Genomic DNA, 13,305 nt, shown 5'->3' with positions numbered 1-13,305 from the left:
GCCACCCTAATGCGGCGGTCCGACACGTGCGGGCTACCGTGCCCGTGTGAGTCTGGGGCGCGCGGTGGGGTTGGTGCTGGGCGTGGCCGCTGACGCGGTGTTCGGCGACCCCAAGAGGTATCACCCGGTAGCGGGATTCGGACGTGCGGCGGCGGCGCTGGAGCGCAAGCTGTACCACGACCACCAGGTGGGCGGCGTGGCCCACACGGCCGTCCTCGTCGGCGGCACGGTCCTGGCCGGCGTCGCGGTGGAGCGGCTCGGCAGGCGCAGCCCGGTCGTGCAGGCCCTGACCACCGCCGCGGCCACGTGGGTCGTGCTCGGCGGGTCGTCGCTGGCCGACGAGGGCACGGCGATGGGCCGGGAGCTCGACGGCGGCGACCTCGAAGCGGCGCGCAATCGTTTGCCCCACCTCTGCGGGCGGGAACCGCGCAAGCTCGACACGATGGGCCTGGCGAAGGCGACCGTCGAGTCCGTGGCGGAGAACACGTCCGACGCCGTGGTGGCCCCGTTGTTCTGGGGCGCGGTCGCGGGCGTGCCGGGCCTGCTCGGCTACCGCGCGGCGAACACCCTGGACGCCATGGTCGGCCACCGCAACGAGCGGTACCGCCGGTTCGGCTGGGCCGCGGCACGGCTGGACGACGTGGCGAACCTGGTGCCCTCGCGGCTGGCCGCGCTGCTCACGGCGGCGGGCGCGCCGGTTGTCGGCGGCTCGGCGGGCGAGGCGTGGCGGACGTGGCGGCGGGACGCGGCGGCGCACCCGAGCCCCAACGCGGGCCAGGTCGAGGCGGCGTTCGCGGGTGCCCTGGAGGTGCGGCTGGGCGGTCGCACGGTGTACGCGCACGGCGCGGAGGACCGGCCGGTCCTGGGGCACGGCCGCAACCCCGACGCCGGGCACGTGACGCGGGCGGTGGAGCTGTCGCGGGTGGTCGGCGCGTCGGCGGCGGCCGTGACCGCGGTCATCGCGCTGGCGCGGCCTCGTCTTCGGCGAGCTGTTCGGCGACGGACTTCCGCCTGACCTTCGGCGCGCCCGTGCCCGCGTCCTCGCGCAGCGCGCCGCCGGGCCGGATCTCGCGGACGGTGAAGTACAGCCAGCCGCCCAGCGCCATCGCGCCGAACGCGATCCACTGCAACGCGTAGGAGAAGAACGGTCCCGCGTCGAGCTTGGGCAGCGGCAGGGCCTCGGTCACGCCCGGCTGGCCCTCGGTGAGCTGGAAGTAGCCCGGTCGCAGGTCGAGCCCGGCGGCCCGGCCGACCACGGCCGAGTTCACCGCGTACACCTGCCGGTGCTCGTCCTCCTGGAACGCGTCCCGGTCGTCGGACTCGTTCCGGCGGACCAGTGCGACCAGCGTCACGTCCCCGGTCGGCACGGGGTCGAGGTCGGGCACCTTGATGCCGTTGACCGGCCGCACGTAACCCCGGTCCACCAGCACGACCGGCCCGTCGGCCAGCCGGAACGGCGTCAGCACCTCGAACGCGGCTTCACCCTGCACGGTCCGCAGCCGCGCCACCGCCTGCCCCTCGGGCAGGTAGCGGCCGGTGAGCGTGACGCGCCGCCACTCGACCTCGGCGTTCGGCCGGTCGAGCAGCGCGGTGACGGGCACCGGGTCGGTGCGCAGGGACGAGGTGACGGCGTTGTTCTGCGCGTCGCGCTCGGCGTCGCGGTCGAACTGCCACGGGGCGAGCAGCGTGAAGCACGCGCCCGCGAACACCCAGACGGCCAGCGTCAACGCCAGCCAGCCGGGCTGCAACAGGAACCTCAACCGCACGTGACCACGGTAAGCCCTAGGCCGTTGTGACCTGCACCCGGTCGAAGCGGGCGGTGAAACCGGGGCCCGTGGGGGCGGCTGCCATCACGCCCGCCAGCACCCGGACCTCGGGCGGGAAGTACGCCAGGCGCAGCAGGGTCGTCGGCTCGTCCTCGCCCACGCCGTACCGGACGGTCACCGCGTCGCCCTCGCGCACGGCCGCGATCGTGACCCGGCCGACGCGCCCGGCGGGCACCACGGACCAGTCCGAGAAGTCCCGCGTCACGACCGTGCTGACCTGGAACTCGTCGTCGACCAGCTCGACGCCCGCCTTGATCCAGTTCCGCTCGTCGAGCCACAGCGCGACGCCGGCCTGGTCGTACTGGGCGGCGTAGTCCGCGGTGAACGACGCGGCGACGGTGAAGTCACCGGTCAGCGGCACCCCGAGCACGTGGCCGCTGCCGCGGTCGTAGCCGTAGTGGGTGGTGCGCCAGAAGTCGGTCTCCGGGTCGCTGGTGACGGTCAGCCCGTCCCCGGTGCTCCACGAGCGCGGCTCGTTGAGCCACTGCCAGTCGTCGCGGTCGAACGCCGTGATCCCCATGTGGTCATCATCGCAGCGATCGGGCCGCGGACAACGCCCGTCGGGCGTAGCCGCGGCCGAACAGCGCGGCGTGCACGAGCAGCGGGAACAGCTGGTGCAGCGGCACCCGGTCGCGCCAGCCGGCGGCCAGCGGCGCGGCCTCGTCGTAGGCGGCGAGCACGCGGTCCAGGTGGGGGCAGCCGAACAGGGCGAGCATGGCCAGGTCGCTCTCCCGGTGGCCGCCGTGGGCGGCGGGGTCGATCAGCCACGCGCGGCCGTCGGCGGCCCAGTGCACGTTCCCGCTCCACAGGTCGCCGTGCAGGCGGGCGGGCGGCTCGTCGGGCGCCTCCACCCGCAGGTCCTCGAACGTCCGCGCCTCGGCGGCGGTCATCGCGCCCGCGTCCACCGCGAGGCGGGCGTAGTGGCCGATGCGGTGCTCGGCGAACCACTCCGCCCAGTTGTCGGATGCGACGTTGCGCATCGGCGCCAGGCCGATCGACGCGTCGACGGGACCGCCGGGTGGTGGCGCGCCGAACGCGGGCGCGCCGGCCGCGTGCAGCGCGGCGAGCCGTCGCCCGAACTCCTCGGCGGCCCGCGGCGAGGGACGGCCCGGCTCGACCGGGTCGATGGCCAGCCACTGCCCGTCCTGCCCGCGCACCCCCGGCGTCGGAGGGCCCCCGGGCACGGCCAACCACCGCAGCGACGCGGCCTCGGCTCGTGCCGCGCCCGGCTCGTCGTGCCGCTTCACGACCACGCGGTCACCGCCGGCGAGCCCGACCTCCCACACCGCGCCGCCGAGCGGCCGGACCGCGACCGCCGCCGCCCCGGTCAACTCCCGCGCCGCCTCCTCCGGTGTCACAGCCGTTCGCGCACCCACGCCAGCAGACCGGGCACGGCGGCCTCCACCATCTCCACCACGCGGTCGAAGCCCGCCTCGTCGCCGTAGTAAGGGTCGGGCACGTCCACGCCGTCCGCGTCCGGGTCGAACGAGCGCAGCAGCCGGACCCGCTCCGGGTCGCCGACCATCCGCCGCAGCGACCGCGCGTGCCCGGAGTCCAGCGCCACCAGCAGGTCCGCGTCCAGGTGGTTCTCGCCGACCTGCGCGGCGACGTGCTCGGTCGGATAACCGTTGTCGGCCAACGACTTCGCCGCGCGCGGGTCGGCCGGGTCGCCGACGTGCCAGCCCCCGGTGCCCGCGCTGGTCACCGCGACGAGGTCACCCAGCCCGGCCCGGCGCAGGTGCTCGCGGAATATGATCGCGGCCACGGGGGAACGGCAGATGTTGCCGGTGCAGATGAACGAGACGGTCAGCGCCACGGCGGGTCAGTCTGCCAGGTCGAGCGCTCCCACGACCGGCTCGTGTTGGGGGATCAGGGATGTCCGGGGTCGTCGTCGGGGTCGTCGTGCTGCTCGCCGCGGTGGCGGCCGTCGCGGTGGTGGTCGCGGTGCGCCGCCGGTCGTGGCCCGAGACGCCCGCGTTCGCCCGGCCGCGACCCGTGACGTCGCCCGGCGGGCTGGCGCCCGACCCCAACGCCGGATTCTTCACCCACCGCCGTTTCGTGTTCCGGAAAAGGCATTTCTTCGTCGGCACGGGGTGTCCGCCGGTGCTGGTCGCCGATTTTCCGTCACTGGACGTGTTGCGGCGGGAACAGCCCGTGCGCATTGCCCGGCACGGCATTCGGGTGTGGTGGTGGTTCGAGGACGAGTTCTACCGCGAGGCGGTCGGTCTGGGTGCCGACGACGTGCGAGCATGGGTGCGTGAGCGGGAGCGGAAGCGGCTGGCCCGGCAGGACCGGGCCCGGCTGCTCTCGGCGGCGGAAGAGAGTCTGCGAAAGCGTGATAACGGGTAACGATCCAGCCCGCAATTCCGACCACAAAGGTGTGGGGAATGTTTCGGGAAGGAACGTGAATGACGCGCACATGTCCGGTGCGTCGGCTTCACCGAGAGGTCGGCGACGCGTGGTGACCGAACCGTCGCTCTGCCGTGCCGGGAGGTATGAAACTCCCTCGCCCGCGCACCTGGTGCTGAGCCTCGCGCTGCTGTTCTTCGCGGTCGCCGCCTCGATGCTCTAGGCCGTCTCAGCGGCCTCTCAGGTGGGTCGCGGGACGATCACCCCGTGTCCACAGTGCAGTCGAACGAGCCGCAGTCGACCATGCCGACCATGCCGGCGCTCGCCCTCGCGCTGCCGAGGGTGGAGGACGAGATCCAGGCTTTGGCGACGTCGTCGTCGCTGCCGATCGTGAACGCCCACTCCGGCCGCATCACCGCGGCCGGGGGCAAGCGGCTGCGGTCGGTGCTGGTGCTGGCGGGCTCGCTGGCCGTGTCCGGTCGGATCACCGACAAGGCGGTCACCGCCGCCGCCTGCGTCGAGCTGCTGCACGCCGGCTCGCTCGTGCACGACGACCTGATGGACGACGCCGAGGAACGGCGCGGCGTGCGCACGGTCAACGCCGACTGGGGCACCGGCCCCGCCGTGCTGGTCGGCGACTTCATGCTGGCCCGCGCGAGCCAGGCCGCGCTGGACCGGATCTCGCCGTTCGCCGCGAGCAGGCTCGCCCAAGCCGTGACCGACCTGGTCGAGGGCCAGGTGCTGGAGGTCGTCGACCTCTACGACGCGCACCGCAGCCCGGAGAACGCGCTGCGGTCCATCGAGCTGAAGACGGGTGCGCTGTTCGAGGTCGGCTGCGTGCTGGCCGCGCACTGCGCCGACGCCGACGAGGCGACCACCGCCGCCATGGCCCGCTTCGGCGCGCTGTTCGGGCTGATGTTCCAGGTCCTGGACGACCTGCTGGACCTCGCGTCCACCTCCCAGCGGTTGGGCAAGCCGGTCGGCAACGACATCCGCCAGGGCGTCTACACGTTCCCGCTGCTGCGGGCGTTGACCGACGACCAGCGCGAACTGCTGGCCCGGCGCGGACGTGAGCTGACCGACGCCGAGCTGGCCGGGCTGCTGGCCGAGCTGCGCCGGACCAGCCTGGTCGCCGACACGATCGAGCACTGCACGGCGCTGGCGGCGCAGGCCGTGCGCGCGCTGCCGGACCTGCCCGAGTCGGAAGCGCTGGGCATCCTGCGGGAGCTGCCCGGCGCGTACCTGGACTGGGCTTGCTCCCAGATGGGGTAGAGCGCGGGCCGGCCGGCGCAGATCGCCTAGACTCGCGGCGATGACCAGCCAGGATTCCGGCCGGGCGCTGCTGCGCCACCACGGGGACGTCGACGCCGCGCCCGGACTCGTGGACTTCGCGGTGAACGTGCGGGTGCCCGCGCCGCCCGCGTGGCTGCGCGACCGGCTGGCCGCCGCCCTCGACGACCTCGGCTCCTACCCGGCCGCCGCCGCCGACGAACGCGCCCGCGCCGCCGTCGCCGCGCGGCACGGCCGCCACCCCGACGAGGTGCTGGTCCTCAACGGCGCCGCGGAGGGCTTCGCGCTGCTGCCGAACCTGCACCCGTGCCTGGCGGCGGTCGTGCACCCGTCGTTCACCGAGCCCGAGGTGGCGTTGCGGGACGCGGGCGTGCCCGTGCAGCGGGTGCAGCTGTGGCCCGAGGACGGCTACGGGCTGCGGCCCGACCTGGTGCCCGACGAGGCCGACCTGGTGGTGCTGGGCAACCCGACCAACCCGACGTCCGTGCTGCACCCCGCCGACGTCGTGGCGTCGCTGAGCCGGCCGGGCCGGGTGCTGGTGGTGGACGAGGCGTTCGCCGACACCGTGCCGGGCGAGCCGGAGTCGCTGGCGGGCCGCGCCGACCTGCCCGGCCTGCTGGTGCTGCGCAGCCTGACCAAGACGTGGGGCCTGGCCGGCCTGCGCGCGGGCTACCTGCTCGGCGCGCCGGAGCTGCTGGCGAAGCTCGCGCTGCCCCGGCCGCAGTGGCCGGTGGGCAGCCTGGTGCTGGAGGCCGTCACGGCGTGCTGCGAGCCGTCGGCCGTGGCGGAGGCCGAGGCGTTGGCGCGCGAGGCGCGGGAGCACACCGCGCACGCCGTCGAGCTGCTGGGCGACCTGGTGGTGGTGCCGCCGGACGCCCCGTTCGCGCTGCTGCGCGTGCCGGACGGCCCGCGGGTGCGGGAAGCGTTGCGGGGCAAGGGGATCGCGGTGCGGCGCGGTGACACCTTCCCCGGGCTGACCCCCGACCACCTGCGGGTCGCGGTCCGCGCGCCGGAGGAGTTCGCCCTGCTGGTGGACGCGCTGCGAGTCGTGCTGGAGGAGCTGTGACCACGCTCGGGGACGTGCTGGCCGCCCTGGAGGCCGCCTACCCGCCCGCCACCGCCGAGTCCTGGGACGCCGTCGGCCTGGTCTGCGGCGACCGCGCCGAACCGGTGTCGAGGGCGCTGTTCTGCGTCGACCCGGTCGAGTCCACAGTGGACGAGGCGCTGGAGGTGGGCGCGCAGCTGCTGGTGGCGCACCACCCGCTGATGCTGCGCGGCGTCACGGGCGTGCCCGCCGACGACCCGAAGGGCGGGCTGGTGCACCGGCTCATCCGCGCCGGCGTCGCCCTCTACACCGCCCACACCAACGCCGACGCGGCCAACCCCGGCGTCTCGGACGCCCTCGCCGAGGCCGTCGGCCTGCGCGTGACCGGCCCGCTGGTGCCCGCCGACCACGACCCCGCCACCGGCATCGGCCGGATCGGCGAGCTGGACCGCCCCGAACCGCTGCGCGACTTCGCCCGGCGCGTCGCCGACGCCCTGCCCGCCACGGCGTGGGGCGTGCGCGCGGCGGGCGACCCGGACCGGCCCGTCCGGCGGGTCGCGGTGTGCGGCGGCGCGGGCGACAGCTACCTGGCCGTCGCGGCGCGCGCGGGCGTGGACGCCTACGTCACCGCGGACCTGCGCCACCACCCGGCGGGCGAGCACCTGGCCGCCGGCGGACCGGCGCTGGTGGACGTGGCGCACTGGGCCAGTGAGTGGCCGTGGTGCGAGCAGGCGGCGCACGTCGTGCGCACCGCCCTCGGCGGTACCGTCGAAGTCCTCGTCTCGACCCGCCGGACCGACCCGTGGACCGTCGGCGTGACGAGCCGAACAGGAGCACCCCAGATGAGAGGCCCACAGTGAAAGCCGATCCCGCCGTGCAGCGCAGGCTGCTCGACCTCGCCCAGGTCGACGCCGAACTGTCGCGCGTCACCCATCGGCGCCGCACGCTGCCCGAGATCGCGGAGATCGCCGAGGCCGAGAAGCAGCTCCGCGCCAAGCAGGACGCGCTGACCACGATCGAGACGACCCTGGGCGACCTCAACCGCGAGGTCAAGCGGCAGGAGACCGAGATCGACCAGGTCCGCGCCCGCGAGGAGCGCGACCGCAAGCTGCTCCAGGGCGGCTCCGTGGGCGCCAAGCAGCTCACCGACCTGGAGCACGAGCTGGCCACCCTCGGCCGCCGCCGCGGCGCGCTGGAGGACGACCTGCTGGAGCTGATGGAACGCCGCGAGGCCGTCGAGGCCGACATCCAGCACGCCCGGGTCGCGCTGGACAAGGCGCAGGAGGCGCTGTCCGACGCGGCACGCCGCCGCGACAGCGCGCTGGCCGACCTGGAGTCGACCGAGTCCAAGCGCACCGCCGACCGCGAGCGGATGACCGGCCAGTTCCCCGCGCCGCTGCTCGCGCTCTACGACCGGGTGCGGGCGCACAAGGGCATCGGCGCGGCGCTGTTGCAGTCGCGGCGCTGCGGCGCGTGCCGCATCGAGCTGGACCGCAACGCGTTCGCGAACGTCAAGGATTCCGCGGCGGACGAGGTCGTGCAGTGCGAGGAGTGCGGCGCGATCATGGTGCGCACCGGGGAATCGGGGCTGTGAGGGTCGTCGTCGAGGCCGACGGCGGCTCGCGCGGCAACCCCGGGCCCGCCGGGTACGGCGCGGTCGTGCTCGACGGGTCGGGGGAGGTGCTGGCCGAGCGGTCGGCCGGCATCGGCGTGGCCACCAACAACGTCGCCGAGTACCAGGGGCTGATCGCCGGGCTGCGGGCGGCGGCGGAGCTCGGCGCGTCCGTCGTGGACGTGCGGATGGACTCCAAGCTCGTGGTCGAGCAGATGTCCGGCCGGTGGAAGGTCAAGCACCCGTCCATGCAGCCGCTGGTGGCGCAGGCGCGGGAGGTCGCGGCGGCGTTCGACCGGGTGGGCTACGAGTGGATCCCGCGCGAGCGCAACCAGCGCGCCGACCGGCTGGCGAACCGGGCGATGGACGAGCAGGCGGGCGTGTCGCGGGCGGGGCAGGCTCGGGCGGACAAGGCGCAGGCGGAGAAGGCCGAGCCCGCCCGGCCCGAGCCGCAGCAGGCGGACGCGGCGACCCAGTCACCGGTCTCGTGGACCGGCGCGACCGGCGAGCCGACCCGGCTGTACCTGCTGCGCCACGGCCAGACCGAGCTGTCGGTGGCCCGCCGCTACTCCGGGCGCGGCAACCCTCCGCTCACCGACGTCGGCCGCGGCCAGGCCGAGGCCGCCGCCCGCCGGCTGGCCAAGGTCGACGGCCTGACCGCCGTCGTGTCCTCGCCGCTGGGCCGCGCGCGGGAGACCGCGCGGGCCGTCGCGACCGCCACCGGGGCCGAGCTGTCGTGGGACGACGACCTGATCGAGACCGACTTCGGTGCGTGGGAGGGCCTCACGTTCACCGAGGCCGCCGAGCGCGACTCCGACGTGCACCGGCGCTGGCTCGGCGACCCGTCCGTGCCCGCGCCCGGCGGTGAGAGCTTCGACCAGGTGCACCACCGGGTGCGACGAGCCCGCAACGCGATCGTGTCCCGCTTCGGCGGCGCGAACGTCGTCGTGGTCAGCCACGTCACGCCGATCAAGTGCCTGCTGCGGATGGCCCTGGACGTCGGCCCGTCGCTGCTGTTCCGGCTGCACCTGGACCTCGCGTCGCTGTCGGTGGTCGAGTTCTACCCCGACGGCCACGCGTCCGTGCGGCTGGTCAACGACACCTCGCACCTGGGCTAGCCGGCGGGGCGCAGCCGGGTGCGCTCCCGCCGGAACCGGGCGTCCTCCAGCGCCAGCGCGAACCGGTCCACCGCGCCGCGCACCGCCTCGGCGGCTTTCGGCGCGATGGTCCCGCCCTCGATGTCCGGGTCCAGCACGAATTCGCCGCGCAGCACCGAGTCCGCGCCTTTCCCGGCGAGCAGCGGGTTCAACGCGTAGTCCATCGCGACCAGGAAACCCTGGCTGCCGCCGGTCGCCAGCGGCAGGATCACCCGGCCGCGCAACGCCTTCTTCGGCAACAGGTCGACGAGCGCCTTCACCAGCCCGCTGTAGGCCGCCCGGTAGACCGGGCTGGCCACCACGATCCCGTCCGCGCGCAGCACGGCGGCGACCGCGTCACCGATCTCGGGGTCCCGCAGGTCCTCGGTGAGCAGCGGCAACGTCGGGAGCTGCCGCACGTGCAGGGTGCGCACCTCGTACCCGGCGTCGACCAGCAGGCCCTCGACGTGCGAGACGAGGACGCCGGTGCGGGACGTCGGGGACGGGCCGCCGGAAATCACCAGAATGGACGACATGGGTCGCTGACACCTTTCACGAAAAGGCTCGGAGTGCGAGGTAAAAACTGTCAGCGACAACAGATCGCGGCGGCGGTGCGGCCGAAGTCGACGTGCCGGCGGCGGGTGAGCACCGCGATTCCTGGCATGCTTTCGAGTAGAGCAGCACGCCCACATCGCGACAAGGTTCCGCCGCCCTGGTTCCACTGCCTGGGAAGCGCGCCGGTAGGCTGGTGGTGCGGATGAGTCGGCAGGGCGGCCGCGTCGGCGGTGCGAGAGCGCCGTCGCCGAGGAAAGTCCGGACTCCACAGGGCAGGGTGGTTGTCAACGGCAACCAGGGGCGACCCTCGGGACAGTGCCACAGAGAACAGACCGCCCCGGCGCGAGCCGGGGTAAGGGTGAAACGGTGGTGTAAGAGACCACCAGCGTCCCCGGTGACGGGGACGGCTAGGTAAACCCCACCCGGAGCAAGGCCAAGAGGGTGCCCCAGGGCACCTGCGCAGGCGATCGAGGGCGGCCCGTCCGATGCCTGCGGGTAGGCCGCAAGAGCCTGTCGGCAACGGCAGGCCGAGATGGATGGCCGCCGAACGGGACCGCCGCGAGGCGCCCGGGAACAGAATCCGGCTTACATGCCGGCTCATCCGCCCCTTTTCGGCCCATTCGGGCGCACCCATTGGTCCTCGACGGCCCGTGAGGCGCATGCGCCCGCCTATACATCCCTTGCCTGCCACGGGTGTTACACGAATGAGGCCGTTCGAGTGGTTGTCGGTATCAACGCCGGCCGGCGCGCTTCCTCCCCGCAGACCACGGGCCCTGCCCCGCGGTCACCACGAGGAGGGAAACCACATGTCCACCACCACGAGGCGAGCCGGCACCTGGCTCGCCCTGACCGGTCTGCTGGGGGCGGCGGCGATCACGGGGAGCGCCGCCACCGCCACGGCCGCCGCCGCCGCCGAACTGCCGGTGTACGGGGTCCGGTCCACCGGGCTCACCCAGGACCAGGCCGCCGCCCTGCAACGCGCGTTCGGCCTGAAGGACGTCCAGCTCGCCGAGGACGGCTCGGTGGCGTTCGCCGACGAGTCGACCTACCTGCGCGTGCCCGGTCTCGACCTGGGCGCGGGCAAGCCGGACGAGGAAGGCGGCGAGACCACCCAGACGGCGCTCGACGTCGAGTCCCTGAGACGCCTGCGCGCCATCCCCGCCGAGGACGCCACCAAGCGCGCCCTCGAATCCCTGCGCGGGGCGGGTCTGCTGCCCGCCAACGCCACCCCGACGGCCGGCCAGACGACGTTCGAGGTCGTCGACGCCAACCAGAAGGCCGTCGCCACCGCGCCGCTGGACACCGCGGTGTCGTTCGCCTTCACCCTCGACGGCGTGCCGCTGGAGGGTCCGGGTGCGAAGCTGCGGATCGCGTTCGACGGCCAGGGCGCCGTCGCGGGCCTCACCCACGCCACCCGTGAGGTGGTCAAGGTCGGCAGCGTGCCCGTGCTGACGCTGGACGAGGGCCGCGAGCGGTGCGCCAAGGTGTTCGGCCAGAGCGTGCGGCCGACCGGCGTGGCCTACGTGTACGAGGCGCCGCCGCTGGCCGAGAAGGTCGAGAAGCTGGAGCCCGGGTTGCGCTGCGACGGCGTGAACTCCGACGGCGCGGCCGTGCAGTCGGTGATCGTCGGCGCGGCCGTGGACGCGCGGCTGCCGGAGCCCGGCCCGGTGGACCCGCCGCGCGAGGAGGGCGCGTTCACCCCGCAGTGGACGTGGCGGGTCGACGTCGGCAGCGAGGGCACCGGCCCGTGCTCCGGCCTGCCGTGGACGGCGAACAACCTGAGCACGTTCAACAACCGGTTCACCGCCGCGGGCGTGCCGGTGCAGTTCAGCTGGGTCAACCACAACGCCTGGGAGCGGGACTTCAAGGACCCGGTGTTCCCCGGCGGCCAGGACCACCTCTACGCCGACGACGTCGACATGACCTACTGGCAGGGTCACGGCTCGCCGAACGGCTTCTCCTTCGCCGGGTGCAGCAGCAACACCGACACGTTCCTGTCCAAGGACGAGGCGCGCTGGGGCAACAAGGACGTCGAGTGGATGAGCCTGTTCACCTGCTCGATCCTCCAGGGCACGTCGGGCGGGCAGAGCTGGGCGGCGCGCTGGGGCCAGGCGTTCCGGGGGCTGCACCAGATCAACAGCTTCGACACCGTCTCATACCACAGCGCCGTGCACGGCGGGAAGTTCGCGAACTACCTGGTGCGGACGCCGTTCCTGTGGTGGAACAAGCCGATGAAGGTCCGCGACGCGTGGGCCCAGGCGTCGATCGACACCCAGCCCGCGTCGGTGCGGTGGGCGACCATGGGCGCGATCGGCGGCGGCGGCCTGGCCAACTTCAACGACTACTTCTGGAACAAGGGCGCGGTCGGCCCGGACACGCTGCCGACCCACGGCTGGTGGCGGATCTCGGGCATGAGCTGACCCGACCCGCGTGAGCACGGGGTCCCTTCCGCACCTGGGGGTGGGAAGGGGCCCCGCGGCGCGCTTCAGGCGCGGCGGGACGGGCGGCCCGGGGGCATCCGGAACACCGGCCGGAACGCCGCGCCGCCGTTGTAGCGGCGCTCCAGCTCGGCCACGTACGCCTCGACCGCCGGGTTGACGATGTCGGCCAGGCTGCGCACGCCGGCGTCCGCCTCGTAGGCCGCCAGGTAGGTCGCCGCGGCCCGCGCCCGCTCCAGCACGTCCTGGTCGAAGTTCACCGTCCGCTGCACCCGCCGCCCGGTTTGCCGGTCCTCACCGGTAACCTGATCACTGCCCGAGACGGTCACGGAGACGGTGATTTCGTTCACCCCTCCGGATGGTTCGGGCACGGCCTCGGGCGGCTTGGTCATCAGCGAGCCTCCTCGGCGTCGTCACTCCGGCGTGCGGACCGTTCGGGTGCCCGTCGCTCGGCCGGACGGGGGAGTCGGCGCGACCGGTGTGGAGAGGGCTGGAGGTCGTGCACACAGTGCGTGACCAGGGGGTTCGCAGTCGGGTGAACTATCTCAGCAATCGGGAGAATCCGGGGACGTCGGTTCTCCACCGGCTCGCCCCCAACCATGATGTCTGTGGTCAGATTAGACGTAATCGACTGCCAGGGGAACGGTTCTTGATCTACCGACCGCTAGCCGACCGATACACCTCGTGACGAAGACGTGTTCTACTCGATAGCGCACCAACCGGACGGGCACCCCTCGGCCCGCCCGGCGAAGTCCTGCGTACTCAGGAGTACGAGATGACCGCCATGACCCTGGTAACACTCGCCCAGCAGCCGCCCGCTTTGGGCACAGGCGGGGTGCGCCAGTGGATCCTCGACAACCTGGTTCCCCTCCTCTTGCTCACCGTCGCGCTGCTGCTGCTCTGGCTCGGCGGAGGCAAGGGCGACAACGCCGGGGTCATGCGCCGCCTGGGCGGCGTCATCATCGCGTTGGCGATCATCGGTCTGGCCGTCACCACGAACGCGGGCGCCAACATCGGCCAGTGGATCGCCGGCCTGTTCACCGGCGGGTGACCC

The 13,305-nt window shown here is 73.7% G+C and carries 15 protein-coding genes and 1 other RNA gene; 10 read left to right on the top strand and 6 right to left on the bottom strand.

The window, feature by feature from the left end:
• Window positions 1-46: 46 nt before the first annotated feature.
• On the top strand, window positions 47-1,015 hold the full coding sequence (locus ACIQMJ_RS00260; protein WP_499758839.1) for a cobalamin biosynthesis protein: 969 nt from the start codon (window positions 47-49) through the stop codon (window positions 1,013-1,015).
• Here the strand turns inward: ACIQMJ_RS00260 and ACIQMJ_RS00255 are convergent.
• The 4 genes from ACIQMJ_RS00255 to ACIQMJ_RS00240 are packed head-to-tail and all read right to left on the bottom strand — an operon-like array spanning window position 957 to window position 3,636.
• Window positions 957-1,766, bottom strand: a complete 810-nt coding sequence (locus ACIQMJ_RS00255) for an SURF1 family cytochrome oxidase biogenesis protein (protein ID WP_499758838.1) — start codon at window positions 1,764-1,766, stop codon at window positions 957-959. The two genes, ACIQMJ_RS00260 and ACIQMJ_RS00255, sit on opposite strands and share 59 nt — an antisense overlap.
• Before the next feature lie 16 nt (window positions 1,767-1,782).
• Complete coding sequence (locus ACIQMJ_RS00250; RefSeq protein WP_499758837.1) at window positions 1,783-2,346, bottom strand: DUF1349 domain-containing protein; 564 nt, start codon at window positions 2,344-2,346, stop codon at window positions 1,783-1,785.
• Between the two features lie 7 nt (window positions 2,347-2,353).
• Entirely contained in the window at window positions 2,354-3,184 is an 831-nt protein-coding gene (locus ACIQMJ_RS00245) for a fructosamine kinase family protein (RefSeq protein ID WP_499758836.1), read from the bottom strand.
• Window positions 3,181-3,636, bottom strand: a complete 456-nt coding sequence (locus ACIQMJ_RS00240) for a low molecular weight protein-tyrosine-phosphatase (RefSeq protein ID WP_499760219.1) — start codon at window positions 3,634-3,636, stop codon at window positions 3,181-3,183. Before ACIQMJ_RS00240 ends, ACIQMJ_RS00245 begins: the two co-directional genes overlap by 4 nt.
• Before the next feature lie 65 nt (window positions 3,637-3,701).
• Here ACIQMJ_RS00240 and ACIQMJ_RS00235 point away from each other — a divergent pair, with 65 nt between their 5' ends.
• The 6 genes from ACIQMJ_RS00235 (at window position 3,702) to ACIQMJ_RS00210 (ending at window position 9,240) form a co-directional block, all read left to right on the top strand.
• Window positions 3,702-4,175 carry a hypothetical protein gene (locus ACIQMJ_RS00235; RefSeq protein WP_499758835.1) on the top strand — a complete coding sequence of 158 codons (474 nt, stop codon included), beginning with the start codon at window positions 3,702-3,704 and terminating at the stop codon, window positions 4,173-4,175.
• 267 nt (window positions 4,176-4,442) lie between these two features.
• Window positions 4,443-5,447 (top strand): polyprenyl synthetase family protein, encoded by a 1,005-nt coding sequence (locus ACIQMJ_RS00230; protein WP_499758834.1) that lies wholly within the window; start codon window positions 4,443-4,445, stop codon window positions 5,445-5,447.
• 40 nt (window positions 5,448-5,487) lie between these two features.
• On the top strand, window positions 5,488-6,531 hold the full coding sequence (gene cobC / locus ACIQMJ_RS00225; protein WP_499758833.1) for an Rv2231c family histidinol phosphate aminotransferase CobC: 1,044 nt from the start codon (window positions 5,488-5,490) through the stop codon (window positions 6,529-6,531).
• Complete coding sequence (locus ACIQMJ_RS00220) at window positions 6,528-7,370, top strand: Nif3-like dinuclear metal center hexameric protein (RefSeq protein ID WP_499758832.1); 843 nt, start codon at window positions 6,528-6,530, stop codon at window positions 7,368-7,370. Before cobC ends, ACIQMJ_RS00220 begins: the two co-directional genes overlap by 4 nt.
• A complete protein-coding gene (locus ACIQMJ_RS00215; protein WP_499758831.1) occupies window positions 7,367-8,104 on the top strand; it encodes a zinc ribbon domain-containing protein in 738 nt (245 codons plus the stop codon). Before ACIQMJ_RS00220 ends, ACIQMJ_RS00215 begins: the two co-directional genes overlap by 4 nt.
• A complete protein-coding gene (locus ACIQMJ_RS00210; RefSeq protein ID WP_499758830.1) occupies window positions 8,101-9,240 on the top strand; it encodes a bifunctional RNase H/acid phosphatase in 1,140 nt (379 codons plus the stop codon). The genes ACIQMJ_RS00215 and ACIQMJ_RS00210 overlap by 4 nt, the downstream gene beginning before the upstream one ends.
• On the opposite strand, the gene ACIQMJ_RS00205 is transcribed toward ACIQMJ_RS00210, so the two are convergent.
• Window positions 9,237-9,794 carry an NAD(P)H-dependent oxidoreductase gene (locus ACIQMJ_RS00205; protein WP_499758829.1) on the bottom strand — a complete coding sequence of 186 codons (558 nt, stop codon included), beginning with the start codon at window positions 9,792-9,794 and terminating at the stop codon, window positions 9,237-9,239. The genes ACIQMJ_RS00210 and ACIQMJ_RS00205 overlap by 4 nt on opposite strands.
• A gap of 222 nt (window positions 9,795-10,016) precedes the next feature.
• Between ACIQMJ_RS00205 and rnpB the strand changes: the two genes are divergently transcribed.
• Together rnpB and ACIQMJ_RS00195 are read left to right on the top strand one after the other, a co-directional pair.
• Window positions 10,017-10,417, top strand: an RNA gene (gene rnpB, locus ACIQMJ_RS00200) — RNase P RNA component class A.
• A gap of 202 nt (window positions 10,418-10,619) precedes the next feature.
• Window positions 10,620-12,233 carry a DUF6345 domain-containing protein gene (locus ACIQMJ_RS00195; RefSeq protein WP_499758828.1) on the top strand — a complete coding sequence of 538 codons (1,614 nt, stop codon included), beginning with the start codon at window positions 10,620-10,622 and terminating at the stop codon, window positions 12,231-12,233.
• 65 nt (window positions 12,234-12,298) lie between these two features.
• Here ACIQMJ_RS00195 and ACIQMJ_RS00190 read toward each other — a convergent pair whose 3' ends face one another.
• Window positions 12,299-12,643, bottom strand: coding sequence for a ParB family protein (locus ACIQMJ_RS00190; RefSeq protein ID WP_499758827.1), 345 nt, complete (start codon window positions 12,641-12,643; stop codon window positions 12,299-12,301).
• A gap of 383 nt (window positions 12,644-13,026) precedes the next feature.
• Here ACIQMJ_RS00190 and ACIQMJ_RS00185 point away from each other — a divergent pair, with 383 nt between their 5' ends.
• On the top strand, window positions 13,027-13,302 hold the full coding sequence (locus tag ACIQMJ_RS00185; RefSeq protein ID WP_170185127.1) for a hypothetical protein: 276 nt from the start codon (window positions 13,027-13,029) through the stop codon (window positions 13,300-13,302).
• The last annotated feature ends 3 nt before the right edge of the window (window positions 13,303-13,305 follow it).

This window comes from Actinosynnema sp. NPDC091369, from assembly GCF_044757065.1.
Lineage (GTDB): Bacteria > Actinomycetota > Actinomycetes > Mycobacteriales > Pseudonocardiaceae > Actinosynnema.
This window is presented reverse-complemented; position numbering and strand designations above follow the sequence as displayed.

What these genes read in the sequence shown, in the direction of transcription:
- ACIQMJ_RS00190 (WP_499758827.1), bottom strand. Translation starts at nt 12,643, where the DNA reads ATGACCAAGCCGCCCGAGGCCGTGCCCGAACCATCCGGAGGGGTGAAC.
- ACIQMJ_RS00205 (WP_499758829.1), bottom strand. Translation starts at nt 9,794, where the DNA reads ATGTCGTCCATTCTGGTGATTTCCGGCGGCCCGTCCCCGACGTCCCGC.
- ACIQMJ_RS00250 (WP_499758837.1), bottom strand. Translation starts at nt 2,346, where the DNA reads ATGGGGATCACGGCGTTCGACCGCGACGACTGGCAGTGGCTCAACGAG.
- cobC (WP_499758833.1), top strand. Translation starts at nt 5,488, where the DNA reads ATGACCAGCCAGGATTCCGGCCGGGCGCTGCTGCGCCACCACGGGGAC.
- ACIQMJ_RS00195 (WP_499758828.1), top strand. Translation starts at nt 10,620, where the DNA reads ATGTCCACCACCACGAGGCGAGCCGGCACCTGGCTCGCCCTGACCGGT.
- ACIQMJ_RS00185 (WP_170185127.1), top strand. Translation starts at nt 13,027, where the DNA reads ATGACCGCCATGACCCTGGTAACACTCGCCCAGCAGCCGCCCGCTTTG.
- ACIQMJ_RS00235 (WP_499758835.1), top strand. Translation starts at nt 3,702, where the DNA reads ATGTCCGGGGTCGTCGTCGGGGTCGTCGTGCTGCTCGCCGCGGTGGCG.